Source organism: Nocardia sp. NPDC051463 (assembly GCF_040681975.1).
Classification (GTDB): domain Bacteria; phylum Actinomycetota; class Actinomycetes; order Mycobacteriales; family Mycobacteriaceae; genus Nocardia.
Map to the genome: position 1 here is coordinate 52,620 of NZ_JBFBAB010000021.1, position 14,467 is coordinate 67,086.

Consider the following 14,467-nt stretch of genomic DNA (forward strand, 5'->3'; position numbering starts at 1 on the left):
CGACCGGGTTCCTATGCGGATCGAACCCGCCTCAGCCCTTCGGGGCGGGCATCTCGCCTGCGGCGCGACTCGGATCGATGATGCCGAACGACTCACCCTGCGGAGCCGCGAGGACCGCCGACCGCCCGACCGGCGAGTCCGACGCGGGCTGCAAGACGGTGCCGCCCAATTCGAGGGCCTTGGCGATGCCCGCGTCGACGTCGTCGAACTGGAACCACACCAGCCAGTAGCCCGGCATCGAGTCGCTCAGCGTGGCCGAGTCCTCGGTCAGCCCGCCGACCCCTTCGGTGCGGCCCGGCGGGGTGAACATCAGGTACTCGGTGTCGCCGAGCTGGAAATCGGCGTAGGAGAAGCCGAAGACATCGGCGTAGAAGTCTTTCGCGGAGGGCAGGTCGCGGGTGTGCAGTTCGTTCCAGACGTAGGCGCCGTGCTCGTTGTAGACCGCGGCGCCGTTGTGCTGTTTCGCTTGCCATACGGCGAAGGCCGCGCCGCTGGGGTCGGCGGCGACGAACATCCGGCCGAACTCCATCACGTCGAAGGTCGGCACCACCAACCGGCCGCCCGCGGCCACCACAGCGTCGGCGCTGGTGTCGGCGTTCACGACGGCGAAGTAAGTCGTCCAGGCCGACGGCATCCCGGGCATGGAGTCGGGCTTGGGCCCGATGCCCGCCACCGCCGCGCCGGATTTCGCCGCCATCAGATAGCCGCCCGTATCCGGGCCGCCGTCCTGGATCTCCCAACCGAACAACTGGGTGTAGAACTCACTGGCCTTCGCCGGGTCGTCGACCTGACAGTCGACCCAGGCGGGTGTACCGGGTTGCCAGGCCTCGTTGCGTATGGGCATTGGACATCTCCGTTTCGATGAGTTTCGTATCGACGAACGGCCGAGCAATCGCCTTCTCACAACTCCGCGGTGCACACACCATCTCGGCGACCACGCGAACCACCCACAGTCAACCAGCCGGGACCGACAGTTTTCGCGGGTTCGGCAATGCCGCCGATTTCCGTGCCGGACCGTCTTACAGTGAGAGATATGCGTTTCGGTCTGGACTACGCCGCGGGACGTCCTGGGGGTGCAGCAATCCGCGCGGCAGGGTTCGACTTCGTGGTGCGCTACCTGTCCGATGGCGGCCCGACACTGCCGGGCAAGCTGCTGACGCCCGCCGAGGCCGACGATCTGCGGGCGCACGGGGTATCGATCGTGTCGAACTGGGAAACCACCGCTGCCCGCATGCTCGACGGCTACGGTGCCGGCATCGTGGACGCCCGCGCGAGCCTGGCACAGGTGCTGCGCTGCGGTGGCCGCCGGGACCGGCCGATCTACTTCTCCGCCGATTTCGATTCGACACCGCAGGATCAGCTCGCCATCAATGCCTACCTGAATGGCGCGGCAACGGTGCTCGGGACCGCGAATGTCGGTGTCTACGGCGGGTATTGGTCGGTGAGCAGGGCCATGGACGCGGGCAGTGCGGCCTGGGCGTGGCAGACCGATGCTTGGTCGGGGACCAATGTCGAAACTCGGCGCAATATCCACCAGACGCTGCGCCAAGTGGTGGTCGGCGGAGTGCTCTGCGATGTGAACGAGGCCGAAACCGAAGACTTCGGCCAATGGGATTTCCTACAGGAGGAACCGGACGTGACGCCGGAACAAGAGGCAGTGCTGCGCGACATCCAGATTCAGCTGCGTGGGCCCGGCCTTGCAGGCTGGCCGCAGTTGGGCACCGACGCCGATGGACACAGCCTGACCCTGGTGGACGGACTGGCCGCGGCGCTACACCGGATCGAGGACCTGGAGCGCGAATCGACCGGATTGCGAACACAAATCGGCGAATTGCGGACCGAGATCAGTGAACTGGAGTCCACGACAGCCGATTTGGTCGATGAGGTCGAGCGGTTGAACGGACGGCATTGGCCGTGGCCGCTGTCCCTGATCGAAGGTCCCGCGGCGCTCGTCGCGGAGCAGCTGGCCCGACTGGAGTCCTTGTTGTCGGACTTGCCCGGTATGCCCGGTCATGGCGAGTCGACACAGGACGACCCCCCGGAGATGGCGAAGCCGGCACAGCTCGGGACTGTGCAGTGAACTGAACCTCGCCCATGGCCGCACTGTTGCTGGATCGACTGGCGGCACGCGAATCACAGGGCGACAAAGGGATTCGGAAGGTTGAGAGCGGCCGATTCGGCCGGAAATTTGGCGATGAGCGGGTTCTCTTGGGGGTCCAGGAGAACCCGCCCTCTCGCACGAGGGTACCGGCGTATGAACACGAAATCATCACTTCATGGGGACTTTTACGGACACCAAAAACCAACCCTCAGTACGTATTTCAGCCGATGGCAACCGCGTCGCAACCAATCTGTCGAAGAATTGCCATGTGGCGTAGGACACATCGGTTGCTAATCGATTGCCCTGCCGCACCAGACGACGACCTGGACAGCAACAATTTCTTCCGGCTCGCCGCGATCCTCGCGGATCTCGCTGTCGAAGAAGACCGAACAGGGGCCTCGACACAGCAGTGGGCCGGTAGGTTTCCCTACCGACCCACTGTCGTTCGAGCACACTACGTTCGAACTGAACCGAACCGAACCGATCAGATCCGATCGAGGTCGATCAACCCACGTCGCACCGCTTGCAACAACCGGCGCGGCACCTTGTGCACCACGCCTGCGACGGTGACCGGCACCAGGTCGGGCGGTGTCGCCTTCCACTGCGCGCGCCGGCTGCGGGTATTCGACCGCGACATCCTGCGCTTCGGAACCGCCATGTCAGCCCTCCCCTCGTCCGGGCTGGGACGCTCCGCGTGCCCGCCTGCCGTACTTGCGCTCGAACTTCTCCACCCGCCCCTGGGTGTCCATCACGCGGTGCGCTCCGGTCCAGAACGGGTGCGAATCGGAGGTCACGTCCACCACCAGCAGCGGATAGGTGTTGCCGTCCGACCACCGCACCGTCCGCGCGCTGGTCGAGGTGGACCGGGTCAGGAACTGCTTGCCGGTGCTCGAATCCTCGAACACCACCGGGTGGTAGTCCGGATGTATTCCGGTTTTCATGTGCTTTCTCCTTTCGGGCTTTTCGACTGTCCCGCACCACCTTCCACGTGCAGGCCGGTCGATTCACCGGTCTCACACGGGTCGGTGTGCCATTCGCCGAACGGGTCTTCCCACTGCGCGACCAGTTCGGGCGCACGTTCGAGCAGGCGTAGTTCGTCGTCCTCGACAAGAGCCCAGTGCAGGGCCTGCCGAATCTCGCCGGGGTCGGCGTCGTGCACCAGGATCACCAGCGAAGTGTCTCGATCACCGAACCTGTCGTCCCAGCGCAGTGCGGCCATCGCCCGCCGAGCCGGATCGGCGCTTTCCAGCTCCGCCGGGCTCATCGCCGCCAGCCACGGTCCCGCACCGCCGACGCGCAGGCCGCCGCCCGCCGACTCCAGCCACACCACCTCGTCGGGCTGGGTGGCGAGCCAGATGCGGCCGCGCGCGGTCACCACGCCGTCGAACAGCACGTCGAGCGCTTCGTGCAGGCGCACGGGATGGAAGGGGCGGCTCGCGGCGAACTCCATCAGCGTGACCGCGTGATCGGCGCCGAGCGGCGGCTGTCCGCGCAAGAGCGGCGCGTGCGCGTCGAAGACCCGGCCGCGCCGGGATGCCACGGGAATTCGGGTGAGCAGGGTCTCGACCTCCTCGGTGCCGGGACCGTCGTGGGCCACCCAGGCGACGGGGGCATCGGGCACCAGCCTGGCCAGCACCGCGCCGAGCCGCAGCCGCTCCAGCGGCTCGCCCGAATCACCGAGCGCCACAACGGCATCGGCGAAATCGACCTGGCCGACCGCGAGCTGCGCGACGGTCCGTTCGTCGTCGGCGGTGGCGAGGCCGCGCTCGGCGAGGGTCTCCTCGCCGGTCGCATCGGTGAGCCACCGATCGGACTCGAGGCACGTCACCACGGCCTCGACGCGCACGTCGCGACCTGCAGGCCCGTCCACCCTGCCGACAATGCCGGTGACGACGACGTTCTCGATCGCCTGGCAGACCCCTTCGGCTTCGAACGCCGGATCGAGCGCGAGCACAATGCGATACACCGAGTCGCGTGCGGCCAACGCGCACAGTAGGGGCAATAGATCCATGCGCAGCGTGCATGAGACGCAGCCGTGCGCGAGCTCGAGCACCGCCGAAGTCTCGTGCTCGCCGGTGCGCACCGTCCGATGCACGATGCCCTCGCGCAATCCACTCAGGTCGTGCCGAATGGTCACAGTGCCTGGCGTCGCGCGCAGCGCATCGGCCGTGCGGTCCACACCCGCCGTCGCGCGTCCGGACGATCCGGCGATCACCACGACGGACGTTCTCCGGTCGGACTCGATCACCAGAACCCCTTTCGATAACGATTTTCATTTGCCGTAGACCGACGGTACATTGTCGAGCAGCCGTTGTCGAAAATGATTTTCATCTACTGGAGGGAGTCCGCATGTCGGCCCACTGCCAGGTCACCGGGCGCAAGCCGGGGTTCGGCAAGTCCGTGTCGCACTCGCACAAGCGGACGAGCCGTCGCTGGAACCCCAATATCCAGCGCAAGACCTACTACCTACCCAGCGAGGATCGGCGCATCACGCTGACCGTCTCCACCAAAGGCATCAAGACCATCGACCGAGACGGAATCGAAGCCGTTGTGGCCCGGATCCGGGCTCGCGGCGACAAGATCTGAGAGGGACACCGATGGCATCCAAGTCGACCGAGATCCGACCGATCGTCAAGCTGAAATCCACTGCGGGAAGCGGATATACGTACGTCACCCGAAAGAATCGACGCAACGATCCGGACCGGATGGTCCTGCGCAAATACGACCCCGTTGTCCGCAAGCACGTCGATTTCCGCGAGGAACGCTGATGGCCAAGAAATCGAAGATCGCACGCAACGAACAGCGCAAGCAGGTCGTCGCGCGCTATGCCACCCGGCGCGCCGAGCTCGGGGAGCTGATCCGAAATCCGGCCACCTCCGACGCCGACCGGGCCGTCGCGCAGTCGGCGCTACAGCGGCTGCCCCGAGATGCGAGTCCGGTACGATTACGCAATCGGGACGCCGCGGACGGACGACCGCGCGGTTATCTCCGGAAGTTCGGACTCTCCCGTGTGCGAGTGCGCGAAATGGCCCATCGGGGCGAACTGCCTGGTGTGCACAAATCGAGCTGGTAGACAACCACTGTTCTCGTGAGAAGGAACCCCGTCATATGGCAGTCAAGCGAGCACCCTCGAAGAAGGTTCGCGCCGAACAGAACCGGCGGCCCAAGAAGAACCCCCTCATCGCCGCGGGCATCGAAATCGTCGACTACAAAGACGTCAATCTGCTGCGCACTTTCATCTCCGATCGCGGCAAGATCCGTAGCCGCCGGGTCACCGGACTCACCCCCCAGCAGCAGCGCCAGGTCGCCGTCGCGGTGAAGAACGCCCGCGAGATGGCACTGTTGCCATTCACCAGTCGGTAAGTCCCGACTCCGACCGACGACCGAGGCCCCCCGGAGCAATGCTGCGGGGGGCCTCGATTCGTTCACAACGCGATTGTTCACCGGCTGATCGGTCAGCACCGCGGTCATTCGGTTGCGCGAATCGCCACCGACACAACCACCACCGAGCGAGTCCGACGAGCGACCCGTTCGCGGCCCGTCTCGGGTCCGAGTCGGCGAAGCACACGCACCGCGGGCGCGAGCCTCGCCGGCCCGGACGCTGGAGCGCGCGGGCCGCGCCCGTGCGGCCGAATTACGGGATGGTCAGCACCTGGCCGACGTTGATCGCATCCGGGTTGTCGATGCCGCTGGCGTTGGCGATCTCCTGGTAACGGTTGCCGTCGCCGTAGAAACGCTCGGCGATCGCCCACAGAGTGTCGCCCGGTTCGACCGTGTAGGTCTGCGCAGCCGGCGGCGGGGGCGGAACCTCCTCGGCAGCCGGAGCGGCCGGGGCCTCGGCGGCCGGTTCGGGAGCCGACAGCGGATTGTCGGTGTGGGTCTGCGACGACCACAGGGCGCTGCCGTCGGTGCCGTACAGCACCACATTGCGGTCGGCCTGCACCGTCAGCCGGTCCGCGCTCCTGCCGTTGGTCTCGGTGGACCAGGCGGCACCCTCGCCCTTGTAGAGCACAAAGTTGCCGTCCTCCTGCAGGACGGCGCGCTCGACACCCTGATCGTGAGTCTGGGTGGCCCACACGACATTTCCATCCGGCTCCGACAACACCAGGTTGCCATCCGGCTGCAGGGTCAGGGTGTACGCACCGCCCACCAGAGACTGGCCGAGCCCGAGTTCTTCACCTACGCGCAGCGTGTCGCCCACGTCGTTCCTTTCGAAGAGTTACTGTGCCAAGCATCCGACATCGACGCACGCCGCGACACCGCTTGCGACTGCCCGCGGGTCACCCGAACCAACACCGCTCACGACTGCTTGCAGGTCACTCGAAACCACACCGCTTGCGACTGCTCCCATGTCACCACAACACCACCGGCGATGTGCTTGCAGATCGCTCGAAACAAGATCATGGCGTACGTCGGAGCTGAATCTACTGCCCTTCCAGGCCGCGTGGAGGATTACGCGCTCGGTTCGCCGAAAGTTCACTGTGTGGCGTTGGTCGCTGTGTTGGATTGTCGCACAGTGCAGCAGGACGGATACAGCGATAGCTGGAACCCGGTGAATGCGATCTTCGCCGGTCACGGAGCGCGGTCAACTAGTGTGGTGTCCATGTCTCGGATGTCGGGCGCGCGCCCCGTTGCTGCTGCCGCAGTTCTGCTCGCCGTCCTCGCTGTCGCAGGCTGCGGCGGCTCCGACGACGAGAGCGCACAACAGAAATCGACGACCGCGACGACCTCGGCGCCGACGACGCCCACCGAGGCGGCGAGCGGCAATTCCGGCAACCCCTTCGTCGCCGATCCGACCATCGTCGGAGCCCATCCGATTCCGTTCACCTCGTGGACCCGGGTCGCCGACGATCGAATAGCGGTGAACTTCCAGACCGGCGCACCCGAATGCTACGGCGTGGACGCGACCGCGACGGAGACCGATTCGACGGTCACCATCGAACTACGGTCCGGCACACGCGCCGATGCGGTCGGGCGGATGTGCACGATGATCGCGGTGTTCGGCACCCTAGAGGTGCCGCTGAAGGCTCCGCTCGGGAACCGCCAGGTCCTCAGCGCGGCCTAACCCACCGGCTAGGTCGCAGCCCTACAGCGGCGGAAACACATTTCGATCACCGATGCCGTAAGTCCGCACCGCACCGCACCGCACCGCACCGCACCGCACCGCACCGCACCGAAAAGCATTACGCACCAGTACAACTCGAATCAGAGCAAGGTGGCGTGCTGATCACCGGCGAGCGCATCGCACCACGAGGTCGCCCGAACCGTCCACCGAACCCGCCTGCGCCACAACGTCATCGCCGATGACGGCACTGGGTCCTTCGGCAAGGTCGGTGGCGCTGTCGCGCACCGCATCCTGCGCGTACAACACCCGTGCGTGTGCACCGAGCGCAAACGAGGACCCCCTGGCACCCAACCCTTCAGCGACGGAACGGCCTGCGGTACGAGCCGCTCCGCACCGGCCTGCCCGTGCGCACCGAACGCCACGGTGACCACCGCGAGCATCATGACCACACCGGAGGCCACTGCCGCACGAGTCGACATGCGCCTAACGGCAGGAAGCCCGGTTCGATATCCGCCGAAGGTTGACAACCTAGGTCGTCCGTGGATGCGAAGAGGGCGGACCCGATGGGTCCGCCCTCTCGCTCGGCTGAGTGCGCGAAGTGGTGTTGCTCAGTGCGCGAAGTGGCGAGAACCCGTGAGGTACAGGGTGACTCCGGCCTCGCGGGCCAGATCCACGGTGTCCTGATCGCGGACCGAGCCGCCCGGCTGCACAATCGCCCGGATGCCCGCCTGGATGAGCTGCTGCGGACCATCCGAGAAGGGGAAGAACGCGTCCGAAGCGGCGACCGAGCCCTTGGCGCGGTCGCCGGCGCGCTGCACAGCGAGGCCGACCGCATCCACCCGGTTCACCTGCCCCATGCCGACGCCGACCGAGGCGCCGTCGTGGGCGAGCAGGATCGCGTTCGACTTCACGGCACGGCATGCGCGCCAAGCGAATTCGAGATCCGCGAGAGTCTCGGGGTCGGCGGCCTCCCCGGCCACCAGTGTCCAGTTCTCCGGGTCATCGCCTGCCGCGTCCAGAATGTCGCGCTGTTGCAACAACGCGCCACCGCTGATCGGACGCAGCTCTCCGCCGGCCCGCTGCGGCGCCGCCGCGACCAGGATGCGCACATTCTTCTTGCGCTGCAACACTTCCACGGCACCGTCGGCGTAGGACGGAGCAACGATCACTTCGGTGAAGATCTCGGCGACCTGCTCGGCCATCTCGACGGTCACCTCACGGTTTGCCGCGATCACACCACCGTAGGCGCTGACCGGATCACACGCGTGCGCCTTGCGGTGCGCCTCGGCGATATCGGCACCGATCGCAATGCCACAGGGGTTGGCGTGCTTGATGATCGCCACCGCGGGAGCGGTGTGGTCATATGCGGCGCGCCACGCGGCATCGGCATCGGTGTAGTTGTTGTACGACATTTCCTTGCCGTGCAACTGCTGTGCCTGCGCGAGCCCGACGCCGCCGCCGTTGTCGACGTAGAGCGCTGCGGCCTGGTGCGGGTTCTCGCCGTAGCGCAGTACCGCGGCCTGCGCCCAGGTGCCGCCCAACCAACCGGGGAATTGCACGCCGGCGGGCTCGGCCGACTCGGCCTTCCCCGGCACCAGCACGTTGGTCATCCAGCTCGCCACTGCGACGTCATAGCTCGCGGTGTGCTGGAAAGCCTTGGCCGCCAACGCGGTCCGCTCGGCCAGCGTGAAACCGCCGACCTGCACCGCGCTGAGCACATCGCCGTAGTCGCCGCTGTCGACGACCACTGCGACCGAAGGGTGGTTCTTGGCGGCGGCGCGCACCATGGACGGCCCGCCGATATCGATCTGCTCGACGCACTCGTCCGGAGTCGCCCCGCTGGCCACGGTCGCGGTGAACGGATACAGATTCACCACCACCAGCTGGAATGCCTCGACACCCAACTCCACCAGCTGGTCGACGTGCTCGGCCTTGCGGGTGTCGGCGAGGATTCCCGCGTGCACCCGCGGGTGCAGCGTCTTGACCCGGCCGTCCAGGGTCTCCGGGAACCCGGTCAGGTCCTCGACCTTGGTCACCGGGATACCCGCGTCGGCGATCTTGCCTGCGGTCGACCCGGTCGACACGAGCTCGATGCCCGCGGCGTGCAGCCCAGTGGCGAGCTCGATGAGCCCGGTCTTGTCGTACACACTGACAAGGGCCCTGCTGATGGACTTCCGCGCCGTTCCTTCGCTGCGCTCAGCCGGGTCCACCGTTCCTTCGCTGCGCTCACTCACCGAAGAACTCGCTCATCTGGGATAACTGCCTTTCGTCCGTCGGAGACAATGCCTCTGGTGGCGACGGCGGCGACAACTTCCGCCAGCAACCGTCGCTCGACAACCTTGATGCGCTCGTGCAGCGTGGCCTCGTCGTCGTCATCGAGCACCGGCACCGCTTCCTGCGCGAGGATCGGTCCGGTGTCGACACCGGAATCGACCAGGTGCACAGTGGAGCCGGTGACGCGGACGCCGTAGGCCAGCGCGTCACGCACCCCGTGCGCGCCAGGGAAGGCGGGCAGCAGCGCGGGGTGGGTATTGATGATCCGGCCGCTGAATCGGGCCATGAACGCCGGACCGAGGAGCTTCATGAAGCCGGCCGAAACGACGAGATCGGGGTGGTACGCGGCGACCGCCTCGGTGAGCGCGGCATCCCACGCGGCGCGGTCGGGGAATTCTTTGAGCGCCACCCGGAAATCCGGGATACCCGCGGCGGCCGCGTGCTCGGTGGCGGCACAGTTCCGGTCGACACCGACGGCGACGATTTTCGCGGGATAGTCGGATGCGGACGCGGCATCGATGAGGGCGCGCAGCAGCGACCCGGTGCCCGAGGCCAACACGACAACGGTGGCCGGGGCCGTGGTGGGCACCCACTGAGCATGCGGGGACGTCAGCGCTCTACTCCTGCGTATCGATCGAAAGGCGGGGCTGTTCCTAGTGCGGGCGATGCGAGACCGCCGCCGTAGAGCCTAACGACCGTCCACCGGGTCACTTTCCGGCAGGTCCGCCTCGACCACTTCGGCGTCGACGATGTCGGGGATGGCGTCGATGCCCGGGGCCGAACCGCGCGCGGCGAGGGCGGGTTGCTCCTCGACGAGCTCGCCGTCGACTTCCACCTCGAGGTCGGGCCCGTCGTAGTGCTGGTATTCGTCGTCGAAATAGTCGTCGTCGGCCGCGTACTCGTCGTAGTCGTCATCGTGATAGTCGGTGTGGTGATCGTCGGCGTACTCGTCGTCCGTGTAATAGGCGCCGTACTCGTCCTCCACGTAATAGTCGTCGTCCTCGTCGTATCGGGTGCTCTGAGCACCGACCGGGACGACGAAGAAGCGCCCGAACACCAGCCCGGCATAACCCGTGACGGCCAGCCAGGCGAAGCTCACCACCACGAAGATCGGCAGATCGAGACCGACTCGGCCGAACGTGCCGAGCGCACCACCCGCGACCACGCCGAGCGATGCCAACACCACGGTCGCCAGACCGGCCGAGGTCAGCGTCGCCCAGGGTGCGGCGATCCGGTCGGTGGAGGTCCGCGCGCTGTCCAGCCCGCCGAGGACACCGACCGCCGCCGGGATGAGCAGCACCACCAGCCACCATCCCGCCGCGGGCCCGGTCGGCACCGCCGCGAGCACCGGCACCGCCGGAATCGGACCGCCGATCACCGAGAACACACCGACCGACGCGTCGCCGAACTGGGCGGATGCGCCCATCAGCACGCTGACCGCAGCGACGACCACATTCGGCAGATAGGCGAGCGAGAGCAGGGTCAGTCCGAGAACCCCGACGGCATTGCCTGCCGATTGGTAGGTGTCACCGATTCTCGACACATGCGCGAAGAATGACACGACGGTGACCGCGGTGGCACAAGCGAGTAGGCGCAGCACGGTCCGGCCCGCACCGAACATGCCCGCGACAGCCCAGTCCGGCAGCTGTAACAGGGTGAAAACCCGGCGCCGATTGCGGGAGGCGATCCCACCCGCCGCCGCGAGCAGATGCACGCCACCGACCCAGCCGAACGCAGCGAGGGTGTTCGGTGGTTGCAGCGCGACGACGCCGGAGGCATCCTCGGCGACCGCCAGACAGACCGCCGTGACAAGCAACGGCCCGCCGAGCGCCGCACCGAGAATCCAACCGAGATCCGCGCGAGTGCTGTTCGGCTCGACCGCGCGGACACATTCACGTCCGGAAAGCCAGACCAGCAGACCGGTCGGCAGCAGCGGCAGCAGGCCGAGCGATGTCTTGCCGATCACCAGCGGAACCTGGTGCGCCGCAAGCCAACCCGCGGCAATCGCGCCGGAGGTTCCGGCCATGCTGCTGCCCGAGGTCAACAACGTGGCCAGCACGAGGACGACGACGGCGGTGAGAGTGAGAGCCGACGGGCGGGCGGCGACGAGCACCAGCACGCGGGCGCGTTCCGGAGTCAGTGAGAGGAACCCGTGTTCGTCGCCGTCGCCGGGCGCCGGAGCGCCGCGACGCGACCTGCGCACCGCGGAATCCGGCGCGCTACGGGACCCGGTGGTCCGGCGAACAAGAGGGGATCTCGGGGAGCTCATAGAAATTCAGCGTGGCAGCTCCCCCGGCGCGAACGGGTCAGGCGCGCCGCGCCCACCCGCGATGAGCGCGGCGCCGGGAGAGCGACCGAAACTACTTGTTGTCGTCCGACGGACGGAACGCCTGGGTGGCGTCGGAGGCCGGGTCCGACCCCTGCTCGCTACCGAAAGGCTGGCCTTGCTGACCCGACTGGCCCTGCTGACCCGACTGGCCCTGCGGTGGCTGGCCCTGGCCGTAGCCGGGCGCACCGTACTGCTGCTGACCTGGCTGCGGTGCGCCGAAATGCTGGGTGGCGCTTTCGTCCGGGCGCGGCCCGGGCGCCGTCGCACCGTAGGGCGAACCCTGCTGTGCCGCACCGTATCCGGGCTGCTGACCGTAGGACGGCTGCTGACCGTAGCTCTGGCCGGGCTGGCTCTGGCCGTACGCGGGCTGGCTCTGGCCATAGGTGGGCTGACTCGGCTGGCTGGGTTGGGCCTGACCGTAGGAGGGTTGGCCCTGCCCGTAGGACGGCTGCTGGCCGTAGGTCTGGCCCGGCTGGCTCTGGCCGTAGCCGGACTGGCTCGGACTCTGACCGAACGCCGACGGCTGACCGAACGCCGAGGGCTGCTGACCGTAGCCGCCCTGACCGAAACCGCTCGGCGGGGCCTGCGGCGTAGCGGGCTTGGGCGCGGGCGGTGTCAGGATGCCCGCCTCGAACAGCACCGCGCCGACTGCGACACCGGCTTGCACGAGAGCGAGGAAGAGCACAACCCATGCGCCCCACTTCAACTCGACACCGTCGGACAGGTTGAACGACTGGAACACCAGCCCGAGGAAGCCGGCGAGCGAAGCGGCGGCCGCCGCACCGGTCCAGTTCTGCTTCGGCAGCAACGACAGTCCGGCGAGCAGGCCGCCGAGCAGCAGCAGCGCGAGCAGTGCCGTCAGCGGGACGTCGAAGGAGTTGGCACTCTCGCTGGCGATCTTGGCGCCGTTCAACGGGTTGACCGCCTCGCGGCCCGCATAGGGCAGGAACCCGAGCAGGAAGTTCAGCACGCCGAGGCCGGCGACACCGGCTGTGAGGAAGAACGGCAGCCCCTTGGCATCGGATCCGGGAGTGCTCGCACTTGTGCCGGTACTACCCGCCGACTGGCCGAGGCTGGAAGGAACGGAGGGCGTCGCGGGTGTGTTGTACCCGGAGCCCCCGGTCGGGTAGGACATGTCGTCGTCTCCTAGGTCGAGTCGTACGTTGCTAGACGGCTGGATTCACCTGACGCTACTGCACCGGCCGGTCCCGGTCATCCTTGACAAACCGGCCGGGCGACCAGATAAAGCCTTCCGTGCCTGGTGCCGCATGACGGTCCCGACTCCATAACAATTCGCGCCCGGGGTGCAGCGCGGCCGAGTCGTCGTGGACACTCCGGGCGCGAAACCCCTCGCGTCGATGCGCGGCACCTCCGAACGACGTCAGTAGCGCGGCACCAGATAGTGGGCGCCATAGCTGCCCGCGCAGTCGTAGTCCTGACATTCGCCGTTCTCCAACCCCCGGCTGCCGCGGGCCTCACCCTGGCGTAGGTACTCGAACGGGCCGAGATTGCCGGGGACAACGGATCCGGATGCCGACCGGCTCGAGGCATATCGCACAGGCGCGTAGGCCACACCTGGTGAAACGCTGGTGAATTCGCGCTGAGACGGCCGCGCTGAAACTCTGGTCTACGCACTCACCGCAACGACGAAGGTCCTACCCATTACGCGGGCACCGGATTCGGGTGCGCGACAGCTACGGCGCGACGCCTGATCAGACCACCCGGAATCCGAAAAGGCCGCCGCCCGACTGCGGGCGGCGGCCTTTTCGACTATCGCGAATCAGGCGGTGATGCTTGCCTTCTCCAGGATTTCGCGTGCGAGCGCGGCGGTCTCGGACGGCGTCTTGCCGACCTTCACGCCCGCGGCCTCGAGTGCGTCCTTCTTGGCCTGGGCGGTGCCCGCCGAGCCGGAGACGATGGCGCCCGCGTGGCCCATGGTCTTGCCCTCGGGGGCGGTGAAGCCCGCGACGTAGCCGACGACCGGCTTGGTGACATTGGCCTTGATGTAGGCCGCGGCCCGCTCCTCGGCGTCGCCGCCGATCTCGCCGATCATCACGATCAGCTTGGTCTCCGGGTCCTTCTCGAACGCCTCGATGGCGTCGATGTGGGTGGTTCCGATGACCGGGTCGCCGCCGATGCCGATGGCGGTCGAGAAGCCGAAGTCACGCAACTCGAACATCATCTGGTAGGTCAGGGTGCCGGACTTCGACACCAGACCGACCGGACCCTTGCCGGTGATGTTGGCCGGGGTGATGCCGACCAGCGACTCGCCAGGGGTGATGATGCCGGGGCAGTTCGGGCCGATGATCCGGGTCTTGTTGCCCTTCTCGACGTTGTAGGCCCACGCGTACGCGGTGTCCTGCACCGGGATGCCCTCGGTGATGACCACGAGCAGCGGGATCTCCGCGTCGATGGCCTCGATGATCGCGTCCTTGGCGAACTTCGGCGGCACGAACGCGATGGAGACATCCGCGCCGGTTTCCTTGATGGCCTCGGCGACGGTGCCGAACACCGGCAGTTCGACCGAGGCGCCATCCTTATCGGTGTGCGCGACGGTGGTGCCCGCCTTGCGCGCGTTGACGCCACCGACGACCTGGGTGCCGGCCTTGAGCATCAGTGCGGTGTGCTTGGTGCCCTCGCCGCCGGTGATGCCCTGGACGATGACCTTCGAGTCCTTGTTCAGGAAGATAGACATTTC

18 protein-coding genes are annotated in these 14,467 nt (G+C 67.1%); 6 read left to right on the plus strand and 12 right to left on the minus strand.

The genetic code is table 11. The annotated features are described in order from the left end of the window. Positions 1–31 precede the first annotated feature (31 nt). Positions 32–844: a VOC family protein gene (locus AB0M74_RS24560; protein WP_366528628.1), complete on the minus strand. Its 813-nt coding sequence runs from the start codon at positions 842–844 to the stop codon at positions 32–34. 189 nt (positions 845–1,033) lie between these two features. On the opposite strand from AB0M74_RS24560, the gene AB0M74_RS24565 reads away from it, so the two are divergent. Beyond that, positions 1,034–2,080: a DUF1906 domain-containing protein gene (locus AB0M74_RS24565; RefSeq protein WP_366528629.1), complete on the plus strand. Its 1,047-nt coding sequence runs from the start codon at positions 1,034–1,036 to the stop codon at positions 2,078–2,080. A 505-nt stretch (positions 2,081–2,585) separates the two neighbouring features. Here AB0M74_RS24565 and rpmF read toward each other — a convergent pair. Genes rpmF through AB0M74_RS24580 form a run of 3 tightly spaced genes read right to left on the minus strand, consistent with a single transcriptional unit; the run spans position 2,586 to position 4,346 of the window. Next, positions 2,586–2,759: a 50S ribosomal protein L32 gene (gene rpmF, locus AB0M74_RS24570; protein ID WP_366528630.1), complete on the minus strand. Its 174-nt coding sequence runs from the start codon at positions 2,757–2,759 to the stop codon at positions 2,586–2,588. A gap of 1 nt (position 2,760) precedes the next feature. Next, the gene (locus AB0M74_RS24575; RefSeq protein WP_366528631.1) at positions 2,761–3,042 is read right to left on the minus strand and encodes a type B 50S ribosomal protein L31; all 282 of its coding nucleotides are present in this window, start codon (positions 3,040–3,042) and stop codon (positions 2,761–2,763) included. Beyond that, positions 3,039–4,346 (minus strand): GTP-binding protein, encoded by a 1,308-nt coding sequence (locus AB0M74_RS24580; protein ID WP_366528692.1) that lies wholly within the window; start codon positions 4,344–4,346, stop codon positions 3,039–3,041. The genes AB0M74_RS24575 and AB0M74_RS24580 overlap by 4 nt, the downstream gene beginning before the upstream one ends. 104 nt (positions 4,347–4,450) lie before the next feature. On the opposite strand from AB0M74_RS24580, the gene rpmB reads away from it, so the two are divergent. Genes rpmB through rpsR form a run of 4 tightly spaced genes read left to right on the plus strand, consistent with a single transcriptional unit; the run spans position 4,451 to position 5,464 of the window. Beyond that, positions 4,451–4,687 carry a 50S ribosomal protein L28 gene (gene rpmB, locus AB0M74_RS24585; protein ID WP_227996914.1) on the plus strand — a complete coding sequence of 79 codons (237 nt, stop codon included), beginning with the start codon at positions 4,451–4,453 and terminating at the stop codon, positions 4,685–4,687. An 11-nt stretch (positions 4,688–4,698) separates the two neighbouring features. Continuing rightward, positions 4,699–4,869, plus strand: a complete 171-nt coding sequence (rpmG, locus tag AB0M74_RS24590) for a 50S ribosomal protein L33 (RefSeq protein WP_366528632.1) — start codon at positions 4,699–4,701, stop codon at positions 4,867–4,869. Continuing rightward, the gene (rpsN, locus tag AB0M74_RS24595; protein WP_366528633.1) at positions 4,869–5,174 is read left to right on the plus strand and encodes a 30S ribosomal protein S14; all 306 of its coding nucleotides are present in this window, start codon (positions 4,869–4,871) and stop codon (positions 5,172–5,174) included. Before rpmG ends, rpsN begins: the two co-directional genes overlap by 1 nt. Before the next feature lie 35 nt (positions 5,175–5,209). Beyond that, on the plus strand, positions 5,210–5,464 hold the full coding sequence (gene rpsR / locus AB0M74_RS24600; protein WP_366528634.1) for a 30S ribosomal protein S18: 255 nt from the start codon (positions 5,210–5,212) through the stop codon (positions 5,462–5,464). A gap of 271 nt (positions 5,465–5,735) precedes the next feature. Here the strand turns inward: rpsR and AB0M74_RS24605 are convergent, their stop codons facing one another. After that, a complete protein-coding gene (locus AB0M74_RS24605; protein ID WP_366528635.1) occupies positions 5,736–6,302 on the minus strand; it encodes a LysM peptidoglycan-binding domain-containing protein in 567 nt (188 codons plus the stop codon). Positions 6,303–6,713: 411 nt separating this feature from the next. Between AB0M74_RS24605 and AB0M74_RS24610 the strand changes: the two genes are divergently transcribed. Continuing rightward, entirely contained in the window at positions 6,714–7,166 is a 453-nt protein-coding gene (locus tag AB0M74_RS24610) for a hypothetical protein (RefSeq protein WP_366528693.1), read from the plus strand. A 140-nt stretch (positions 7,167–7,306) separates the two neighbouring features. On the opposite strand, the gene AB0M74_RS24615 is transcribed toward AB0M74_RS24610, so the two are convergent. From AB0M74_RS24615 to sucD, 7 genes are all read right to left on the minus strand, one after another. Beyond that, complete coding sequence (locus AB0M74_RS24615) at positions 7,307–7,645, minus strand: hypothetical protein (RefSeq protein ID WP_366528636.1); 339 nt, start codon at positions 7,643–7,645, stop codon at positions 7,307–7,309. A gap of 129 nt (positions 7,646–7,774) precedes the next feature. Further along, positions 7,775–9,376, minus strand: a complete 1,602-nt coding sequence (gene purH, locus AB0M74_RS24620; protein WP_366528694.1) for a bifunctional phosphoribosylaminoimidazolecarboxamide formyltransferase/IMP cyclohydrolase — start codon at positions 9,374–9,376, stop codon at positions 7,775–7,777. Between the two features lie 20 nt (positions 9,377–9,396). Then, positions 9,397–10,029 carry a phosphoribosylglycinamide formyltransferase gene (gene purN, locus AB0M74_RS24625; RefSeq protein WP_366528637.1) on the minus strand — a complete coding sequence of 211 codons (633 nt, stop codon included), beginning with the start codon at positions 10,027–10,029 and terminating at the stop codon, positions 9,397–9,399. Positions 10,030–10,128: 99 nt separating this feature from the next. Next, positions 10,129–11,709, minus strand: a complete 1,581-nt coding sequence (locus AB0M74_RS24630) for a DUF6350 family protein (RefSeq protein WP_366528638.1) — start codon at positions 11,707–11,709, stop codon at positions 10,129–10,131. Between the two features lie 91 nt (positions 11,710–11,800). Further along, positions 11,801–12,904, minus strand: coding sequence for a DUF5336 domain-containing protein (locus AB0M74_RS24635; protein ID WP_366528639.1), 1,104 nt, complete (start codon positions 12,902–12,904; stop codon positions 11,801–11,803). 246 nt (positions 12,905–13,150) lie between these two features. Then, positions 13,151–13,342, minus strand: coding sequence for a hypothetical protein (locus AB0M74_RS24640; RefSeq protein ID WP_366528640.1), 192 nt, complete (start codon positions 13,340–13,342; stop codon positions 13,151–13,153). Positions 13,343–13,549: 207 nt separating this feature from the next. Beyond that, positions 13,550–14,464 carry a succinate--CoA ligase subunit alpha gene (gene sucD / locus AB0M74_RS24645; protein WP_366528641.1) on the minus strand — a complete coding sequence of 305 codons (915 nt, stop codon included), beginning with the start codon at positions 14,462–14,464 and terminating at the stop codon, positions 13,550–13,552. Positions 14,465–14,467: the final 3 nt, after the last annotated feature.